General features: G+C 58.1%; 19 protein-coding genes. 14 read left to right on the forward strand and 5 right to left on the reverse strand.

Features of this window, described 5'->3' with window-relative positions:
• Positions 1-354 precede the first annotated feature (354 nt).
• From ACW4E8_RS25485 to ACW4E8_RS25495, 3 genes are all read left to right on the forward strand, one after another.
• Positions 355-909, forward strand: a complete 555-nt coding sequence (locus ACW4E8_RS25485) for a PAAR domain-containing protein (RefSeq protein WP_456807059.1) — start codon at positions 355-357, stop codon at positions 907-909.
• Positions 910-911: 2 nt separating this feature from the next.
• Positions 912-1598 (forward strand): thioesterase domain-containing protein, encoded by a 687-nt coding sequence (locus ACW4E8_RS25490; RefSeq protein ID WP_456807060.1) that lies wholly within the window; start codon positions 912-914, stop codon positions 1596-1598.
• 101 nt (positions 1599-1699) lie between these two features.
• On the forward strand, positions 1700-1921 hold the full coding sequence (locus ACW4E8_RS25495; RefSeq protein WP_456807061.1) for a hypothetical protein: 222 nt from the start codon (positions 1700-1702) through the stop codon (positions 1919-1921).
• A gap of 69 nt (positions 1922-1990) precedes the next feature.
• Here ACW4E8_RS25495 and ACW4E8_RS25500 read toward each other — a convergent pair whose 3' ends face one another.
• From ACW4E8_RS25500 to ACW4E8_RS25515, 4 genes are all read right to left on the reverse strand, one after another.
• Complete coding sequence (locus ACW4E8_RS25500) at positions 1991-2770, reverse strand: N-acetylmuramoyl-L-alanine amidase family protein (protein ID WP_456807062.1); 780 nt, start codon at positions 2768-2770, stop codon at positions 1991-1993.
• Between the two features lie 4 nt (positions 2771-2774).
• On the reverse strand, positions 2775-3287 hold the full coding sequence (locus ACW4E8_RS25505; RefSeq protein WP_456807063.1) for a lysozyme inhibitor LprI family protein: 513 nt from the start codon (positions 3285-3287) through the stop codon (positions 2775-2777).
• A gap of 98 nt (positions 3288-3385) precedes the next feature.
• Positions 3386-4282 carry a 4-hydroxy-tetrahydrodipicolinate synthase gene (gene dapA / locus ACW4E8_RS25510; RefSeq protein WP_456807064.1) on the reverse strand — a complete coding sequence of 299 codons (897 nt, stop codon included), beginning with the start codon at positions 4280-4282 and terminating at the stop codon, positions 3386-3388.
• A gap of 318 nt (positions 4283-4600) precedes the next feature.
• Entirely contained in the window at positions 4601-5569 is a 969-nt protein-coding gene (locus ACW4E8_RS25515; RefSeq protein ID WP_456807065.1) for a LysR substrate-binding domain-containing protein, read from the reverse strand.
• Between the two features lie 104 nt (positions 5570-5673).
• On the opposite strand from ACW4E8_RS25515, the gene ACW4E8_RS25520 reads away from it, so the two are divergent.
• Positions 5674-7014, forward strand: coding sequence for a D-serine ammonia-lyase (locus tag ACW4E8_RS25520; protein WP_456807172.1), 1341 nt, complete (start codon positions 5674-5676; stop codon positions 7012-7014).
• Positions 7015-7146: 132 nt separating this feature from the next.
• Complete coding sequence (locus ACW4E8_RS25525; protein WP_456807173.1) at positions 7147-8196, forward strand: RNA-guided endonuclease InsQ/TnpB family protein; 1050 nt, start codon at positions 7147-7149, stop codon at positions 8194-8196.
• Between the two features lie 47 nt (positions 8197-8243).
• Here ACW4E8_RS25525 and ACW4E8_RS25530 read toward each other — a convergent pair whose 3' ends face one another.
• Entirely contained in the window at positions 8244-8570 is a 327-nt protein-coding gene (locus ACW4E8_RS25530; protein ID WP_456807066.1) for a hypothetical protein, read from the reverse strand.
• 153 nt (positions 8571-8723) lie between these two features.
• Here ACW4E8_RS25530 and ACW4E8_RS25535 point away from each other — a divergent pair, with 153 nt between their 5' ends.
• The 9 genes from ACW4E8_RS25535 (at position 8724) to ACW4E8_RS25575 (ending at position 17040) form a co-directional block, all read left to right on the forward strand.
• The gene (locus tag ACW4E8_RS25535) at positions 8724-9341 is read left to right on the forward strand and encodes a PAAR domain-containing protein (RefSeq protein WP_456807067.1); all 618 of its coding nucleotides are present in this window, start codon (positions 8724-8726) and stop codon (positions 9339-9341) included.
• A 2-nt stretch (positions 9342-9343) separates the two neighbouring features.
• Positions 9344-9907, forward strand: a complete 564-nt coding sequence (locus ACW4E8_RS25540; RefSeq protein WP_456807068.1) for a hypothetical protein — start codon at positions 9344-9346, stop codon at positions 9905-9907.
• Position 9908: 1 nt separating this feature from the next.
• A complete protein-coding gene (locus ACW4E8_RS25545) occupies positions 9909-10220 on the forward strand; it encodes a hypothetical protein (RefSeq protein ID WP_456807069.1) in 312 nt (103 codons plus the stop codon).
• 202 nt (positions 10221-10422) lie between these two features.
• Entirely contained in the window at positions 10423-10593 is a 171-nt protein-coding gene (locus ACW4E8_RS25550) for a hypothetical protein (RefSeq protein ID WP_456807070.1), read from the forward strand.
• 177 nt (positions 10594-10770) lie between these two features.
• Positions 10771-11034, forward strand: coding sequence for a TetR/AcrR family transcriptional regulator (locus ACW4E8_RS25555; protein ID WP_456807071.1), 264 nt, complete (start codon positions 10771-10773; stop codon positions 11032-11034).
• Complete coding sequence (locus ACW4E8_RS25560; RefSeq protein WP_456807072.1) at positions 10989-11342, forward strand: TetR/AcrR family transcriptional regulator C-terminal domain-containing protein; 354 nt, start codon at positions 10989-10991, stop codon at positions 11340-11342. The genes ACW4E8_RS25555 and ACW4E8_RS25560 overlap by 46 nt, the downstream gene beginning before the upstream one ends.
• A gap of 281 nt (positions 11343-11623) precedes the next feature.
• Positions 11624-11839: a SymE family type I addiction module toxin gene (locus ACW4E8_RS25565; RefSeq protein ID WP_456807073.1), complete on the forward strand. Its 216-nt coding sequence runs from the start codon at positions 11624-11626 to the stop codon at positions 11837-11839.
• 495 nt (positions 11840-12334) lie between these two features.
• Complete coding sequence (locus ACW4E8_RS25570; RefSeq protein WP_456807074.1) at positions 12335-15022, forward strand: HD domain-containing protein; 2688 nt, start codon at positions 12335-12337, stop codon at positions 15020-15022.
• 1439 nt (positions 15023-16461) lie between these two features.
• On the forward strand, positions 16462-17040 hold the full coding sequence (locus ACW4E8_RS25575) for a hypothetical protein (RefSeq protein ID WP_456807075.1): 579 nt from the start codon (positions 16462-16464) through the stop codon (positions 17038-17040).
• Positions 17041-17583: the final 543 nt, after the last annotated feature.

Genomic DNA, 17583 nt, shown 5'->3' on the forward strand with positions numbered 1-17583 from the left:
TTCCTGCTTCGTTTTAGTCATAAACACAGTCGTATGCCTACCCGCTATTGTAAGTGGGGGACTGTGTCCGGCGATTCAGGGGGCCGCTCCAACGGCCTCCATTCCCGGGAATTTTCCGTTCCAATTTGTGCCAAGCGCCAAGTCATACAGACGCAATTTCAGGGGCCACTTTAGGATTTGGCTGATTGATTCCATAGCGCACGTCTAGTTCCATGTCTTAGTGGCGACCTGCCATGCTCATGAAACGCTGAAAATGGCCTCAATTGGAAACGATAACCTTCATCTTGAGATATCGAAAGACCTCCGCCTCGCGCCGATTTCGCCGTACGCGCCTTCCAACGCTGAGGGCTCGCCATGGTGACCCGGACCTACCTGGTTAGAGGCGACAAGGCCGACAACGGCGCTGTCATCGTTGGCGGCAGCAGTTCCTACTTCTGGCACAGCAAGCCAGTTGCCCGCGACGGCGACGCCGTCTACTGCCCTGTATGCAAGCGCCCGGGCGTGATTGTCTGTGTCGGTCCGCGCGTCCCCTCTAGAGATAGGGGCAAGGAAGTGGCCCTCAGCGGAGACATCTGTGCATGCGGTTGCCGACCAGCGCCTGTCTTTCATGCCTCGCGTCCGTTCACGATGACTATCACCGCGGACCACGTTGCGAAGCTGCGTGTCGCTGTGCCCAGCGGCTTTGCTGCGACCACGCAAGCGTTGCACTCAGGCGAGCCCGCCAGCTACGACCAGCGCATCCAGTTGCTGGATGAAGCCAGCGGACAGCCCTTGGTGAATTGGCGCTATCGCCTGACCGGCGAGACCGGAACCCATGAAGGCCGCACCGACAGCAGCGGCTTCACCACCCCTGTATTCGCGGATCGCACGGCGACGGTCAGGCTTGAGGTCTTTGGGGAGGATGCGTAACCATGCAACCGCTCAAGACTGTCAACATCCGGCTGACGCCGGCTTCGGATAGAGAACCAGTCAAGGTGTACCTGTTGCGGCCACGGGGTACCTTGTATTGGGGTGGTGCGGGGTTGGATGGCAGCTATATCCCGCCTACGGCCAGGGCGTTTCAGGGTGCTGGCATAAAATCGTTTAGTCTCGGCCTGACCAACTCGGCAACACGGACGGTCCTCGGCGAGCGCGGAATGTTGGTCGATGCCATTCGTGCCGGACTCACAATCCGCTATGAGGACAACGCGGAATGGGTTATCGCCTCTGGCATGTCAGCGGACGCGCCGCAATTCAACCTGATCGGATATTCCTACGGTTCATTGCTTGCAGCACAGACCGCCAACTACTACGCCAACCAAGGGCATACTGTTGACCATCTGGTGCTGATCGGCTCGCCGATCGATGCGGCGTTCCTGGACAAATTGCGAAAGCATCGCCACATCGGCAAAGTTGTCGTGATTGACCTGACGATACATGGAGACCCGATCTACGCGGGCATATCGCAATTGGCTCTTGCGGCAGCAGCGCCACAACTTGCGCGTCAGATGTCGGCTGGGAATGGTGAGGGCCATTTCTACTATGCGCACATGGTGGCGGACTTGCCGCGCAGGCTGCAAGCGTTGGCCGCTCGGGTCGTGGCTGAGGGGGTGAGGTGATGGTTCTGCGTTGGTTATTCCTACTGCCTTCCGTATTGCTACCTGCCTCTCTTATTGGGCTAAGCCTCTTTCACATAGTTGCCGCACCAACGCGGGACGACATGTTTGTTGGCTATGCGGGGGTTGTGTCAGCTGCGGTGTTCCTGGTTGACACGCTGCTTGTGCTGGTATGGCTTGGCGCGCTCGGATACTTGCTCTGGGTCAGTCCCGGGCAACGTCGCTTATTGCTGCTGATCGCCGCGATGACCGTCCTGGCATTTGTTGCCTGCTATGCACTGGACATCAGGGTGATTCGGGCAATGTTCTCAGTGGCCGCGGCGTGATGCCGCATTTCGGAAGGCCGATGGCGGAGTCGGCGCACAAATCTCCCCACAAGCGCAGCCGCTGCCTTGTCATTGTTGTGCGTAGCCGATCCGAGCCGTCGCGACGTACCGCCGCACCGCAGTGACGATGGCATGGACAATGCGGGCCTGATTTCCCGGATCACTAACGTAACCCTCGTCTGCGGGATCAACAATGACACCCGCTTCCAACAGCACGGCAGGCATCTCGGCTTTTCGGAGGACAACCAGATCGTCGAATCGGTAGATGCCGAAATCGGGCGCCAGCAACTCCCGTGATTCGCCTTCGATTGGCTCCGAGTGATGCAGCGTCGGTGGCCGGCCCAGCTTGCGCATTTCCGTCCCCAGCATCTGCGCGACGGCGAGGCTTTGCGCGTAGTGCGCGTTGCGTTGCGACACGAAGATGGAATAGCCGGAAATGGGCCGGGTGGTCCGATACGCGTCCTGGTCGCCGACTGCGACCTTTTCGAGGTACTGCAACTGCGCCGAGTCGTGGTGGATCGACAGGAACAGGTCGGCCTGCCGAACATTGGCGAAGCGGGCGCGCTCTTCCAGCGATACGTTGTCGCCCGGACCGCGGGTCAGTGCCACGTCGAACCCGGCCTGTGTGAACGCCTGTACCAGCAGCGAAGCGAGGCCGTCGTTGTAGCGAACCTCGCGGATGCCACGAACGCCCAGTGCGCCGCCCTGCGCCGGTGTGTGGCCGGGATCAATGACGATGCGGGCCGGACGCGTGCCGATGGCTGGCGGCGATGCGATGGCGAGAGCCGGCAGGCAAGCTGCCAGCCATGCCAGCACCGCGCGGCGCCTGGCGGAGATCACCGGCGCCATCGGATCAGTTCCAGGCCTTCTTGGCGATCATGTCGTTGCGGCAGGTGCCCGCCTTGCATTCGCGCACCCGGTCGCGCAGGTATTCAGCACGCTCGCGGTTCACGCGGTAGTTGCAATCCACGTCAATCGCGCCGCCCGACTCGCATGACGCGTCGCGGTACTTGATCCAATCCAGTTGAGTGTCCTTCAGCTTCTGTTTCACGCTGTCTCCAACCATGCCGCGCAGTTCGTTGTAGCTCCCGTTCAGTTCCTTGTCGGATTCCAGAAACAGCTTGGCGAAGCAGTAGGTCTTGTCGTAGCTGGTGCGGTACTTGTCGCATTCGTTAGCGGCCTGGGCAGCGACCGGGGCCAGCAGAGCAAGAGTCAGAGCAGAAAGGATGGCTTTCATCGGTTTCGTATGGAGAAAAGGTTGGATTTCCTGCATGCACCCGAGCGGTACCGCCTGGCTGGCTGAACGGGTGCGCATAGTGTATCTGCGGCAACTTGCCGCCGCATCTGGTGCTGTGGTGCCTTTCATACGCGCAGCTCTCAACCGAGACACGCCTCTGCCAAACTGCTGCCTTGAATATGGCAGGCATACGGCAGTGACCGTACGCCTGCCTCTAGCCTGCGCAATTACAACGCATTCGCGTGTACCGAATCCAACGCTTCACACGCCATTGCCAATTGCTCGGCGAGCGCGGTTGAAGCCGACGTCATTGGCAAACGCAGTTCATCAGACAGCCAGCCATGCCTGGCCAGTAACGTCTTGACCGGACCTGGGTTAGGTTCTGCAAACAGAAGCCGAATCAGCGGCATTAGGGCATGGAAAAGCTGGCGTGCGACGCTCAGGCGCCGCTCAGCCACAGCGCGCCACAGCGCCGAGAAGAGATCAGGCCGAATGTGCGCGGACGCAACGATTGCGCCCTGACCGCCCATGCACAGCGTGGCAAGCAGTTGGTGGTCCTCTCCCGCGAGGACAGCCAGGCGGCCATCGGCGATCAACGCCTGTGTAGTTTCAGCGTTACCGCCACAGTCCTTGATAGCTCGAATATTGCCGTGGTTCGCCAACGAGAGCAGCGTTTCGGTGCTCAGCGTTACACCGGTTCGGTAGGGGATGTCATACAGCACCAGTGGTGCCCGAGATCTATCGGCCAGCGCGTGAAAGTATTCCTTCAATCCTTCTTGCGACGGTCTTATGTAGTACGGTGCTGGCGCTAAGACCCCCGCCAGCGGACGTTCGCCAATCCTGTCCAGACGGCTCAGCACATGCCGGAGATTGTTGCCTGCCAAGCCCATCATGACCGGCAACTCCCCGGCCTCGGCCAGCACGGTATCCAGAACGGCCAACTGTTCCGCCTCATCGAGCGCGGCGGCTTCGCCGGTGCTGCCGCATACCACCAAGCCCGACAAGCCGCTACCGCGGTAATGGGCCACTAGCCGCCGCAGTGCGACGTGATCCACCTCATGGTTGCGAAAAGGGGTGACCAGGGGTAGCCAGATACCGCGATAGAGATACTTCATTTCTTGCATTGCATGCTCCGGATCGACCGATTCGGAAACCGCACAGGCAAGCGACAGAGCAAGAGGCGCTCAAGACGGTAAGGGAGGGATTGGCAGACCGTCTTCTACACTGATGCTGTTCCGTCGCTCAACTGACGGAACAGCACGCTCCGGTCAGATGAGCGACTGTTTTTTGGATTTGGCGCGCGCGCCCCACTGCGGCTGGTTCGCAGTGAGATCAAGAGAGAGGGAGGCGGGGCGGCGGCTCATGGTTGCGTCAATCTATCCGCTTCTCCGCAATCTCGTCAAGCCTGGCTTGGAAGGGCTCTCTTCCAAGGGGCTATCGAATCAACGCCCCAACCCGGCTCTTCGCGGTACTCCATTCAGCGAAAGCAACTCCATTCGCGCGGTATCGAAGCGCGCACACTCTGCCTTGAGCCACGTCGAGAAAATGGTCACGCGCCTATCCTCAGGATTACGAGAAAGCAGCATGTAGCGCGCTGGCGCGCGTACGTGCTTGCCGAAGACATTCACCAGCCGTCCGCTCCTGATCTCGTCATAGACCAGGGCCGTACGCCCCATCGCCACCCCCTGGTGGTTCAACGCCGCGCTGATGGCAAGGCTCGACAGATTGAATTGCGGCCCCTCCAGATGCGCAATCCATGTCGGATGAAAGGCCTCAAGCCATGTCCGCCATTCCACAAACTCGGCTGCGCCGACCCATGGCGATGCGTCATGCAGCAACACGACGCCGTCGAGCGAAGCCCCGTCAGATAGCCCAGGATGCTGGGTGAGGTACTCGGGTGTGGCCACCGAAATCAGGTACTCGTCCAGCAAAACGTCAGCTTGCAACTGGCTGTAGCGGACGGGGTCGTAACGCACTGCCACGTCAATGTCTTCCGCGTCCATCGATTGCCTGTCCAGGGCCTGGAACTCGGCTTTCAGGCGCACGGATACGTCCGGCTGCTCGCGGTGGAACTCAGTCAGGCGCGGCATCAGCCATTGCAGCGCATATGACGGCAGGCAATTGACCTGCAAAGGCGCATTTGGCAGACCGAGTCGCTGGATCGTCTGCTGAATCTCGTGCAGTGCGCGCGTGGTCGTCTCGAACAGAGCCTCACCCTTTGGCGTCAGTTTCAAGTTGCGCGGCTGGCGCACGAAGAGCACGTAGCCGAGACGGTCTTCCAGATGGCGAATCTGTTGGCTCACCGCGCTTTGGGTGAGGCTCAGCGATCCGGCGGCCTTGGTAAAGCTCAGCAAGCGCCCCGCGGCTTCGAAACACCGCAGCGCGCCGAGAACAGAGGAATCGAGCTGCATTCGTATTAGCCTGACTAATGCATGCGTTAGAAACGATCGCTATTTTTGCACGATTACAGCGTCTACGATCACGGTTCATAAGGAATTCCTTGGAGAAGGACGTGATGGGCACCCTGCCGCTTACTCGTGATCTATTAGCATTACTTCAATCGAGACAGCCGCTGCTTTGGCTGAATCCGAGGCTGGGGCGACCCCTGCCGGATTCCGCCCCATCGACGGAACTGATCGCATCGGCCGAGGCGCGCCTTGCGCGCTGTGCACCGCTCATGGCGACGGTGTTTCCCGAACTGGGTTCAAGCCATGGGCAAGTGGAATCGCAATTGATGCCGGCCACCGCACTCCAACACGCGATCGTCGGCAACGATGGCGCCGAGGGGGCATGGTTCATGAAGCGGGACGACGAACTGCCGATTGCCGGTTCCATCAAGGCTCGCGGCGGCTTTCATGAAGTGCTGGCGATTGCCGAATCCATCGCGATCGAGCACGGTGTCCTCGAGCCTGAGGGTGATCGCCGCCTGCTGGCGACAGCGGCAGTGCGCACGCTGTTCTCGCAATACTCGGTGACGGTCGGCAGCACGGGCAACCTCGGCTTGAGCATCGGCGTGATGGCGGCAGCTCTCGGGTTCGATGCGGTTGTACATATGTCCGCGGACGCCAAGGCGTGGAAGAAGGACCGCCTGCGCAAACGCGGCGTACGCGTCGTGGAACATGAAGGCGACTACGCTGAAGCCGTGGCAGCGGGCCGGGAGCAGGCGCTGGCAGCGCCGCGCTGCCATTTTGTTGATGACGAGCGCTCCGCCATGCTCTTCTTCGGATACGCTGCCGCGGCACGCCACCTGGCGCGCCAGCTGGCCGAAGCCGGCCGCGTCGTGGATGCCGCGCATCCACTCTTCGTCTATCTGCCCTGCGGTGTCGGCGGCGCACCCGGTGGTATCACTTACGGGCTCAAGGCACTGTTCGGCGAACATGTGCACTGTTTCTTCGCCGAGCCCGTGGCCTCGCCGTGTGTACTGGTGCAGTTGGCCTCAGGTGCGCAAGCTCCCGTATCCGTCTACGACATCGGCCTGGATAACCGAACCGACGCCGATGGCCTCGCTGTCGGCCAGGCATCCCATCTGGTCAGCCCGTTGATGGCTTCCCAACTCGCCGGCGTGTTCACCGTCCCCGACGATCAACTCTACGTTCAGTTGCTCGCGCTCAAGACGTCGATGGGCGTGGAAGTCGAGCCGTCAGCGGCCGCCGGCATCGGAGGCCCGGGCTGGCTGCGTCGCTCGCCCGAGGGCCAGGCGTATGTGCGCGATCACGGATTGCACATGCACGACGCCACGCATGTGATCTGGGCCACCGGCGGCTCGCTCGTCCCGCCCAAGGAGCTTCGGCGGTTCCAGGATTACGCCGCAACACTGGCCGGCCATGCTTCTGGCGCGATGCAACAGGCAGCCTGACCCTCTCGTCGTCGCCCCCCACAATACAAGGAGACACTTTCATCAGACTTGCTCCGAGAAACCCCGACCTTCAGGGCGGGGAGTGAAAGGAGTGCTGCCGGCAGCAAGCACTTCCAATTTAGAATGACCGGCATGCTTCTCGTCTATCGCTACCGGGTGAAGTCGCTGAACGGTCTTCTCAATCAGCAGAGGCGCGCGGTGAACTACGTCTGGAACTTCTGCAATGACACGCAGAAGCACGCGCTCAAATGGGGCAAGAAATGGCCCACGGGTTTCGATCTGAACGTGTTGACGACTGGCAGCAGCACAGAACTCTGCATCCATTCCGGCACCATCAACGCGGTTTGCGAGCAGTACGCCAAGTCCCGTATTCAGCACCGCCGGCCGTACCTGCGCTATCGGGGCCGTAGGTCCCTCGGTTGGGTGCCGCTCAAGGGGCGAGATCTCAAGCGTTCTGGCGATGCGTTCCGCTTTGCCGGCAATACGTTTCGCGTTTTCAACTCCCGCCCCCTTCCCGAAGGCAAGATCAAGGACGGGACGAATTTCTCTCGCGACGCGCGAGGCAACTGGTTCCTGAACATCGTGATTGAAGTTGCCGACACCCAGGCCCGGTCCCCGGCACGCGGCGTCGGCATCGATCTTGGCTTGAAGGACCTTGCCACACTCTCCACCGGCGAGAAGATCGAGAATCCGCGTCACCTTGGCCAACTCGAGCAAGCCCTTGCCAAAGCGCAGCGTGCGCGCAAGAGGCGACAAGCCACGAACCTCCACGCGCGCATCGCCAACGCACGGCGTGACTTCCTGCACAAGCTCTCGCATCGCATCGTGCGGGACTTCGACTACATCGCGGTGGGCAATGTGAACGCCGCCGGCCTCGCCAGGACCAGCATGGCGAAGTCCGTCCTCGATGCGGGCTGGTCGTCCTTCCGCACAATGCTCGCGTACAAGGCGATTGCGCATGGCGCGTGGTACGAGGAAGTCGACGAACGTTTCACCACCCAGGTTTGCTCTTCGTGCGACGCGATGCCGCCGGAGAGGCCGAAAGGTATCGCAGACCTTGGAGTAAGGCAGTGGGTATGCAGTCGATGCGGTGCTGTACATGATCGCGATGTGAATGCTGCGCTAAATATCCTTGCCCGATCGGGACATCGATCGCCTGCAGAGGGAATCTCCTCCCTTTAGGGAGGGGAGGATGTCAAGGAGCAGCACGCTGCGCTTTCGCCCGATGTTCAGGGGCGGACTGACAATTGCGCAAGGATCAGGCCATCAACGATTTTCGTGAACCCGCTGCGCAACTGCTGCCGTGCTCCCGATGCCCCCTCGCGCACGCGGAGCACGCCCCCGGCCGCTTCCGCTAGCCGCTTCAGTCCGATTGAGATCGCCGAGCTTTCGCCGAGGACAATCAGTTCGCAGCCCAGCACGTCTTCCGAGGTGACCCTCTTACCCCGGGGCAGCGCATTGTCGCGCGCCATCACCAAGACCAGCCGATCAGTCCGATTCGGCTCCGTCGGCAGGTCGATCACGCCTGGGCTGCGTTCATAGATGCCGATGTCCACCGTGCCGCGTGTACGGCAACTTCTGGACTTCCTGGCTGTTCATTTCCTGAGTTCGGTGCGAACGCCGGGGCAGGCGGTGGCGCGGCGCCGGATCTCGAAAGGGGAATATTCGCAGTGCTTTTTAGGCTTTGTCTGATTGCGGCCATAACCCGCGTGCAGTTCTATCCCATGGTGGCGATCTGCCACGATCGATGGAGCTTCGTCCATGACAAGGAGAAGGCAATGCCGGATATTCGCTACGCACTAAAGAACGGCGATCCAACCAGCACGGGCGGTCAACTTATCGCCCATACAAACCATATGATCCACCACGGCGTGAGCGTCGGCGTGGAAGGGGACATTGCGACGTGTCCAGCCTGCAAGTCCAGCGGACCGGTGGTGAACGATTGTTATCCGGCTTTCGATCTATTCGGCAAGCAAATCCTTGTGAGTGGCGCCCGCGTCAACTGCCAGTGTGCAGACAAGCCTTTCGTTTTCCATACCCAAGACGATTTCACAATTGAAGTTTCTCGCAGTGGGTACGGCCAAGCGCAGACAGCGAGTAACGCTATCCATGGCGGCGCATCCGAAGATAGAACTTCGGTGCTCGCATATGACGAGCGCTATGTCATTCGCGATGCGAGTTCGCAAGAGCCCGTTCCGAATATTGCCTACGCGATCAGGCGAGGAAATGGTGAAGTCGAACACGGCACGACAAACGCCGATGGACATACCCACCTGCTATCGAGTGTCGCACAATCGGAAGACGTTGCAATTTATGTGGAAGGATGAATATGACTGATACGATCATTTCCCCAAACGGCAAGCGGATGACAAAGATTGCCACGCGCACGACGACACCTATCAGCAATGACGGGCCAAAGTCCGTCTATATCGAGCGAGAGTACGTAGAGGTGTTTGTCTTAGACAGCTTGCCACGCCCTGCATCCGCTTTTGGACACGTTGCCATAGGCATAGATGGTACGGTGTACAGCCGAGCGCATGAAAGGTACTACAAGGGCTCGCTTGCGGAATACCTTAAGAGCAATACTCAAAGGGTCAAGCGTGATGTAGCTGGCCTGTATTTATGGGTTACCCCCCGCGAAAAAGCTATTATCCGTGATGAACTGGACAGACGGGTGATGGTAGACGCAGAATATAGTGTGCTCGATAATTCGTGTAGCTCGAATGTCGCAGACGTGCTGGAAATGATTGGCATCATGGCGCATGATCCCCGTTATCTGCCAACGCCAGTATTCCCTGCGGAATTGCTGGCTGTACTGGAGAAGTCAAATCGGCTTGTCGAACGTAGGTTCTACGGGAAGGGTTACGAAGGTGGCGCGTCCGGCAATTGGTAAGGTGTTCATCTGGAGCGTATGCGCCGTTGCGTTCGGCCTCGCTTACGCTTGGTTCGGTGGCTATACCATTGACGTTGTGGGGCGAACGGCCGTAGCACCCGTTCCGCTGCATAAAGCCCCGCTTGACGTATTGCAGCGGCACGGGCCTTTCGAGGGAACCGTTCAGCCGGGCACACGATGCCGACTGGTCAACGTCGAGACAAAAGCTTTAGTTTCCTACCGGGTGAAATGCGGCAACCTCGACGGCTGGACCGATGAGGCCGGTTCGTTTGATCCGCCGCTGGGAGTTGGTTTGTTCGGAAGCTCTCAGTGATTCGCCATTTTTATCGACTCCCTTCCCCACGCCGGCTATCGAGCAATCGTTAGCCGGCAAGCCGTCTGTGGCGGGACACTGTTCCCGCTCCGCCATTTGGCGGATTCCCTGCCCTGCCCCGGCTAAAAAACATTCGTCACTGGTTATTACGATTCCTTGCCTGACCGCTGGTCGGGCGACCAGCGCTCAACGGAGGCGATTCATGTCTGTAGCAGCCATTTGCAGAGCACAGCAGGAGTGGGCGGCGAACCGGGGCATCGCCTTTGACGCACGCGGTTATGTTCCAAATTTGGACCTGAATCTGATGCGGCCGCTCTCACCAGCAACATTTGCAGCGTTTGGACCGGCGAAATGGGGACAGATCTATTTCTGAATCTTCAAGCGCCGATGATCCTCACCGGCTCACTCAAGGCGAATCTGACCTACGGCTGTGACAACCCGCCGTCAGACTCGGTGCGATCAACAGCCTGGCGAACGTTGGCGGCTTCGTCGGCGATCTGGCGCTTGCCGTTCGTGCGTTGGTCGGGCCGGGCAGCTTGCCGACACCATCATGGATCACGCCACCCGGCTCTTCATCGAGCACGGCTTTGGCGCCACCAGCGTGGAGGCCATTGCCGCCGCCGGCATTTCCAAGAAGACCTACTACACCCGCTTTGCCGGCAAGGCAGAAGTCTTCGAGGCGGCCGTGCTGCGCTACTGGCGCAGAACCTGCGAACCGGATAGCCGGCGCAAGTCGACAGCGAGCCGCTGGAGGAACGCCTGGTCCGCATGGCCTGCGAGCTGCTCGAATGGATCCTGCGACCCGAGGTCCTGAGCCTGTATCGCGTGACGATTGCCGAAGCACCACGGTTTCCACAACTGGCCCGAACCGTAGTCGACTTCGCCATCCTCGGCGCGGCACGCTCATTCGAGCCGGTATTCCGCACATGGGCTGCCGGCAATCCGAGCGATGACGAGATCGCCTTCGTGGCCTCGCAGTTCCTGCAGAGCGTGGCGGCCGAGCCGTTCCATCGGGCAGTTCAGGGATTGGATGTGGCGGGGTTGGATGCACCGCGGCGTGAGAAGGTGCGGCGTGCTGATCGGTTGTTTTTGCGGGGTTTTTTGCAGCGGGGTGAGGGTTGACCGCGCGCGTCGGCAATCCTGTGCTGTGAACTTAGACTCGTCTCATTCTCCGTCATGCGCGAGACACGTAGGCTTGCCCATGGTGCTGAACACACCCCCCGCAGCGTTGCCACGTCCGATAGTCCGTGGCGCGTCTTCCATAGCTTTCTGCTAAGGCCGGGCAGCGCGCATCGATACAAGACCCGAAAGGGGAAAAATGCGGGCCGATCTGCGGGCGGTGTTCAAGTGCCCGGCCGCCCAGTTTGCACGGGCAAATCCAAGTTTCGAATCAGGAGTTCGCTATGCGGAAGATATCTTCCACTGCGCACGTGCGCACATTCACGACCAGCTACAGGCATTTCCGCGTCAAGGCAACTGAAGGTAATCGCTATAGTGGGATGCGATGCGTTCCATGGATTCGGTTAGGTGGGGTATGGTTGGAACGGGCAGGCTTCAAGATCGGGCAGTCGCTCAAGGTTGAAGTAGGGAACAAGGTTGTCGTAATTTCCTCGGAGTAGCTACCGTGGGAAGGGGTTCCTAGATGCCTTGCTGCGGATACCTCAATCCTTGTCGGGACGAGACTAAGGGGACGGAACCATTTCTGATCTAGATCTTGAAATAGATCTGTCCCTTTTCCCCTACCGCATGGGCGTGGATCTTGGCTGAACTCATATCTGAGTGCTTCAAGAACTCCTGCCGTGCAAGCCACCTCCCAACACTTCACGATAGCGACACAGCAGGGCGTTCAGTGCTTGGTTTTACATGGACACCTCCACCCGTCGCTCGTTGGTCAGCATCCCACAGAAGCTCACCATGTCCTCGCGCCGAATCTCGGACGGGTACCGCAAGCCGTGCCATTTGACAAACTCGTGGCTGGATTAGTACTGTCTTTTTGTACCGTTTATGGGTCATCATGTCTTGCCTTAAGCCCTTTCCGGAGTTTTTCCCGATCAACTTAGACCGCAAGCGCCAGATATGGCCTGCGCCTCAGTTCGATCTACTTTGAGTTAGGCTTGCTGAAGACCCTAGCGATCGAATCGGCTCATTACCTGAAAAAACCTCAAAGCAATCCAATGCTAAACTTGTCCAAGACCGTCGAACAGAGTTCACTATGGCTACGCACGCTGGCCAACGCAGAGCCTGACTTGCATCAGACGGAACGCGACCGCTTGCGCGCTTCATTCTTGAGCTTCAGACATCGCGCCAATCTGCTATCCCTAGAGATCGCTAAGGACCTACCTGACCTAACCGTCCACGACATTACTCATCTCGATGCGCTGTGGGAGGTAGCCTCGCAAATAGTAGGATCGGACTACTCGCTCACTCCGACGGAAGGTTACGTCCTAGGCGGAAGTATCCTTTTGCACGACCTAGCCATGTCTATCGCTGCGACGCCAGGTGGCCTATCTGCGATCAGGAACGACCCGCGCTGGACTGACACCATTCACTCCTACTTCCACGCGAAGCACGGCAGAGCACCACGCGCTGAGGAGATTTCAGCGCCTCCAGAAGACGCTCGCCAACTTGCCCTCTTTTCCTTGCTGCGTCTAGTACATGCCGAGAACGCAGAAAAGCTCGCTTTTCTTCAATTCGGAACGGAGGCATCTGCGCAATACCTCATCGAAGATACTGAGCTCAGGCAAACCTTCGGTCGAATTATTGGGCAGATTGCGCATAGCCACTGGTGGTCACTGACGGAAGTCGAAAAGCGCCTAGATCGTCGAGTTGGCGCCCCTCATTGGGCGCCGGCAAATTGGACGATTGATCCGTTGAAGATCGCGTGCATTCTACGATCAGCCGACGCCGCTCACGTCGACGCACGGCGATCACCTTCCTTTCAAAGAATCTTCTCAAGTATCAGCCCAGCATCGCGGATTCATTGGACCTTTCAGGAGCGTTTAAACAAGTCCTACGTGCGGGACGATGCCCTTGTTTTCACTTCAGGCCAAGCATTCTCTCTGGAGGAGGCAAGTGCGTGGTGGCTCTGCCTCGATACGCTACGGATGGTCGATGCGGAGCTTAGAGCAATTGATAGCCTTCTGGCCGACCGCTCCATGCCTCGATTTTCTGCTCGTCGGGTTGCTGGTGTTGATCACCCGGAACGGCTTGCTCAGTACATCCAGACGATTAACTGGCATCCTATTCATGCGACAGTTCATCTGTCCGATCTGCCTAACATAATTAGGAGCCTTGGCGGCGAAGAGTTGTACGGGCACAATCCAGCGGTGCCACTAAGGGAATTGATCCAGAATGCAGCGGATGCGATTCGTGCACGCCGCAGTTACGAAAACCGGCCTGTTGACTTTGGACAAGTGTCGGTAGAGCTAGTCGAGAATGCAGGGACATTCACGCTTCGAGTAATAGACGATGGGATCGGGATGTCCTCACGAGTACTCACCCAGTATCTTCTGGACTTTGGCTCGAGCTTTTGGAGTAAACCTCAGGTACAAGAAGAGTTTCCCGGCCTTCTTTCAACAGGTTTTCGAAGCACCGGGAAGTACGGAATAGGATTTTTCTCCGTATTTATGGCATCTGATCGCGTCAAGGTTGTAACCAGGCGCTCCGACGCAGCCGCCATAGATACATTAGTCCTCGAGTTTGGCTCCGGGCTCAATGGCCGGCCAATACTCCGACCAGCCAAGCGCGAAGAGCAGCTCCGCGACGGTGGAACGATTGTCGAGCTGACGCTTCGGAAGTCACCTCACGAAGCTGGCGGTTTGCTAAATATGTTCGGCGATAAAGCACCCGACCTAATATCCCTTTGTCAGCACACGGCCCCGACGCTCGACGTTAAGCTTGTAGCTTCGCATGCGGGACAAAGGCAGTGCGTGATACTGCCTTCTGATTGGACAACCGTCCCAGGGGAGGTTCTACTTGTTGATCGTTGCCCCGCCCTATATGAGGACCGCTTTTCTGTTGAGAGCCGACAGGCCTTCGCCTCAAGAGCTGCCGCAAATCTTCGCATTTTGACCAATGATAGCGGCGAGCCCGTGGCGCGGATTTGCATTGTCGCAGCGGACATGGCATATATGCTGTCGGACCCCATTATACATGGGGCTGTCACTGTAGGAGGGTTCACAGCGTCTCCACTACAAGGCATCGCGGGATTCATCGTCGGAGAATCGACGCGCGCCGCACGCGACCACGGAGAGCCTGTATTGCCTAAGGAGAAGCTTGCTAGCTGGGCATCCGATCAAGCGGCACTCGTTTCGGCACTGTATCAGGAGCCTGAGTCTCAGATTTCCGCGGCGCAGACCATAAGAATCTGCGGCGGCAGCACCGGTAATTTGCCAATTGCCAAGCACGGTGGAAGCTTCGTGTCCGCGGTTGAGATCGCACAGATGGAGCTGCCTGATGAGTTAGTCATAATGGACTGGTTCACACATGACTATGAGCTGAAGCACGCTCAGGGGTTCGAGCCTGCATTCAATGTGTTTATCACGGGCGCATCCGGACTACCGACAGTCTTTCAGAGCGGCCATGGGATATCGGAGTATGGTCGATCGTTCCACAATGAAGATGACGTTCCGATGACTTTGGCAGGCGCCGTGCTAGAAGCGGCCGCGAGCGCGTGGGGTATTCCCCCAAGCGCGATAGTCGCAGCAAATGACCTTGAACGCGAAGTTGATGTCCTGGTGGGAAAGGCTTCTTCCGGCGACATTCGAGCCAACGCCTTTGTCATTCGCCGACCGCTTTGCTAGAGCGTTAGCGACCTGCAAGCTTAAAGGACGGATATCGAAGGGATCGACAGAGCTTTCAATGTGCTTAGGCCGCACTGGGCAGAAATTGAGGCTAGCTTCGCTCGTCACAGCGACAGATTTCTGTTGCTTGCGGCGGTCGGCGACGGCATGGTTGGCCACGGTGCTACCGTGCTTACCATGTCGTGGAGAATTTCTAAGACACCTATCTTTCGAACATGCTCTGCATAGAAGATATTGCGGTCGATAGCAGCAGCCTTCGCCCTTTTTGAGTCGTATCCAAGAGAAATGGGAGCCTCAGCTCCCATTTCTCGATCTTGCATTACAACCGACAGCGGCGGCGCGCGCGCGCCGAGCGACAGACAGAATGCCTTCCGATTGCAAACAGAATCAAAGGCCTGGAAATGCGCTGCCAGCAGTAAATGTCTGAGACGCCGGATGTTACTGCCGTCTACGCCCCGATCCGCCACTAGAAAGGCCGCTCAACATATAAGCTAGTACACACTCTCATTGGGGGTGAAAAGCAGTGCGAATTCTCGCTTTAGTCGCGGCCAGTTTTCTAGGCGGGCAACCTCGCTCTTACTCATCACTTGCTTGCAGAGCAAATAAGCGCCTTATGAGATACCCATAAAGGGTGGCACAGATTAGGCGGTCGGTTTGACGCGGCCGCAGTCCCGCGACCAGCGTCCGGCCGAGACCGGCCATGAGCCGCCTTTCATGGGGCAACCGCGCAAGGACCGTAAGCGTTCCAACACCAGTCGTTTAAATTGGATTCAGAGACGGAGCAACGCACAGCAAATAGTTACTGAGCGCCTCATCTACTGATGCCTCGTCGGTGTTCATTAATTCTCCGACGCTCATCTTGTATCGAAGATACGAGACAATTGCAAATTCTTTTCCCGTTGTAGAGACAGAAGATGTATATACGCTGGAGTCCCATCAGGTTCGAGCCCCATAGCGCATGCAATTGACGTACTTTCTTTTCGCTTTATGAGCCCACTCGTTAGGTTTCAAACCGGGGTAATTGGACTCCAATTTACTGTTTAAATCAGCAATATGGTATGCCTGAAGATAGTATCGAAACGCCTCATCGGAGAAATACGATAAATCGGATCCAAGACCATTCGGGGCTCTATCAAACTCCCCAGGCTCAATATCTCGCCAATTTTTCACGCGTGGGAAAGCAGCTTGAACCGTGCCCGAGAGTACTTCCAGCATATGCCCCGTGGAGTGAGTTCTGGACCGCCAAGCATCACGGCAGCACTGCGCAAGCTCAATTAACTCTCCACGCCAACTTGCCCGCGCGCGATATTGTACTAGTATTCGTTGCAACACCTGTCGGTTGGAAGTTAGTGCGCCACCCTTCCCCAGCTAACATAGGAAGGGACCGCCATGTGCAAAACACTGAGACCGGGGACTTTCAACGTAATATGGAGGTCACGATGGCCTGGCACGAAGACGAAACCGTTGCAAGAGAGGGATTTGATATTAGCTCGATGACCGCAGCCCTTACGGTCTGGCTTCCGATCACATTTCAGACGGGTTCAAGCCACCCTCCGGCACAGGACAAATTCTATGCAGTACTCACACCCGATCAGCGAAGTAAGCTCAGCACTCCAAGTGAGACTGTTCTTGCGGCCGAGCACACCTTAACAGCAGCCAATCGCGATACTCTGAGAGACGTCCTGAACCTGGACACAAGCTTCGGATTCGGATTTTTCCGCGCGGGTCTAGGGCCCTCCATGAAGATGATACTACCTGCTGGGTGGGTCGCAATCGCCGCCTCATTGACCGTAAAAACCCTCGTCGGCTACCTTCTCAACGTCGAGAAGACAAAGGAGTCTGCCACCTATTTGTCGGCCAATCTTGCTACCGGCGGTAGCCTTCGAGAGCTTTGGCATGTGGTCGACGTCGGCCCTGGCAAGACATACTTCTATCGCGATATCCAATACGAAGTACAGATCGGCGCGGAAAGACGGCAATTCGTCTTGCTTTCGTGGCGTTACGCCTTGGCGCCATAGCAAGGGAGTCATGGCGCTAAACCTGCGACACGAGTCAAATTCGTGGAGCGTACGCCGCTGCTGTACGAGGCCAATCCTGCGGCAGACAGCACGACTTCCCACCGTTCCCGGTGGGAAGCCGCGACGCTGACTTCGTTTCCGTACCGGTACATACTTGCCTGCACCAACTCTTGCAGCCTTCACCATCAAGCCGCGGGTTGGCAGCCTAATACCAACTAAAGTCGGGTATTAAACCATCCTCTTGGTTGATGGCCCCCTCGTACCGCAGGCTTGCGAAGTTCTTCAAGTCCTCTTCATATCGCAATACAGCATACCCACCTGTTTGAGGGTTACAAACGCTATTCGGATCGACTACGTTGTTAGAGGATCTGAAGCAGTCAACGTTCTTTGCGTTCTTGGGCATCCACCAAGAACGCACAACTAGAGGGGGGGCGGCGATGGCCTTAGCGTTTCGGCTCTACGGCGACTTTTTCTGGCCGCCATCCCCGCAACATGCACCCCTCGCCAAGAGTCATCGCCGTAGAGGATGCGTCGATATCACGT

The organism is Cupriavidus sp. CP313, from assembly GCF_054072015.1.

Bases quoted from the DNA above. Each gene is read 5' to 3' on its own strand.
- ACW4E8_RS25520 (WP_456807172.1), top strand. From the start codon at position 5,674: ATGGGCACCCTGCCGCTTACTCGTGATCTATTAGCATTACTTCAATCG.
- ACW4E8_RS25490 (WP_456807060.1), top strand. From the start codon at position 912: ATGCAACCGCTCAAGACTGTCAACATCCGGCTGACGCCGGCTTCGGAT.
- ACW4E8_RS25560 (WP_456807072.1), top strand. From the start codon at position 10,989: ATGGCCTGCGAGCTGCTCGAATGGATCCTGCGACCCGAGGTCCTGAGC.
- ACW4E8_RS25495 (WP_456807061.1), top strand. From the start codon at position 1,700: ATGTTTGTTGGCTATGCGGGGGTTGTGTCAGCTGCGGTGTTCCTGGTT.
- dapA (WP_456807064.1), bottom strand. From the start codon at position 4,282: ATGCAAGAAATGAAGTATCTCTATCGCGGTATCTGGCTACCCCTGGTC.
- ACW4E8_RS25525 (WP_456807173.1), top strand. From the start codon at position 7,147: ATGCTTCTCGTCTATCGCTACCGGGTGAAGTCGCTGAACGGTCTTCTC.
- ACW4E8_RS25515 (WP_456807065.1), bottom strand. From the start codon at position 5,569: ATGCAGCTCGATTCCTCTGTTCTCGGCGCGCTGCGGTGTTTCGAAGCC.
- ACW4E8_RS25555 (WP_456807071.1), top strand. From the start codon at position 10,771: ATGGATCACGCCACCCGGCTCTTCATCGAGCACGGCTTTGGCGCCACC.
- ACW4E8_RS25575 (WP_456807075.1), top strand. From the start codon at position 16,462: ATGGCCTGGCACGAAGACGAAACCGTTGCAAGAGAGGGATTTGATATT.
- ACW4E8_RS25505 (WP_456807063.1), bottom strand. From the start codon at position 3,287: ATGAAAGGCACCACAGCACCAGATGCGGCGGCAAGTTGCCGCAGATAC.
- ACW4E8_RS25550 (WP_456807070.1), top strand. From the start codon at position 10,423: ATGTCTGTAGCAGCCATTTGCAGAGCACAGCAGGAGTGGGCGGCGAAC.
- ACW4E8_RS25565 (WP_456807073.1), top strand. From the start codon at position 11,624: ATGCGGAAGATATCTTCCACTGCGCACGTGCGCACATTCACGACCAGC.
- ACW4E8_RS25540 (WP_456807068.1), top strand. From the start codon at position 9,344: ATGACTGATACGATCATTTCCCCAAACGGCAAGCGGATGACAAAGATT.
- ACW4E8_RS25500 (WP_456807062.1), bottom strand. From the start codon at position 2,770: ATGGCGCCGGTGATCTCCGCCAGGCGCCGCGCGGTGCTGGCATGGCTG.
- ACW4E8_RS25485 (WP_456807059.1), top strand. From the start codon at position 355: ATGGTGACCCGGACCTACCTGGTTAGAGGCGACAAGGCCGACAACGGC.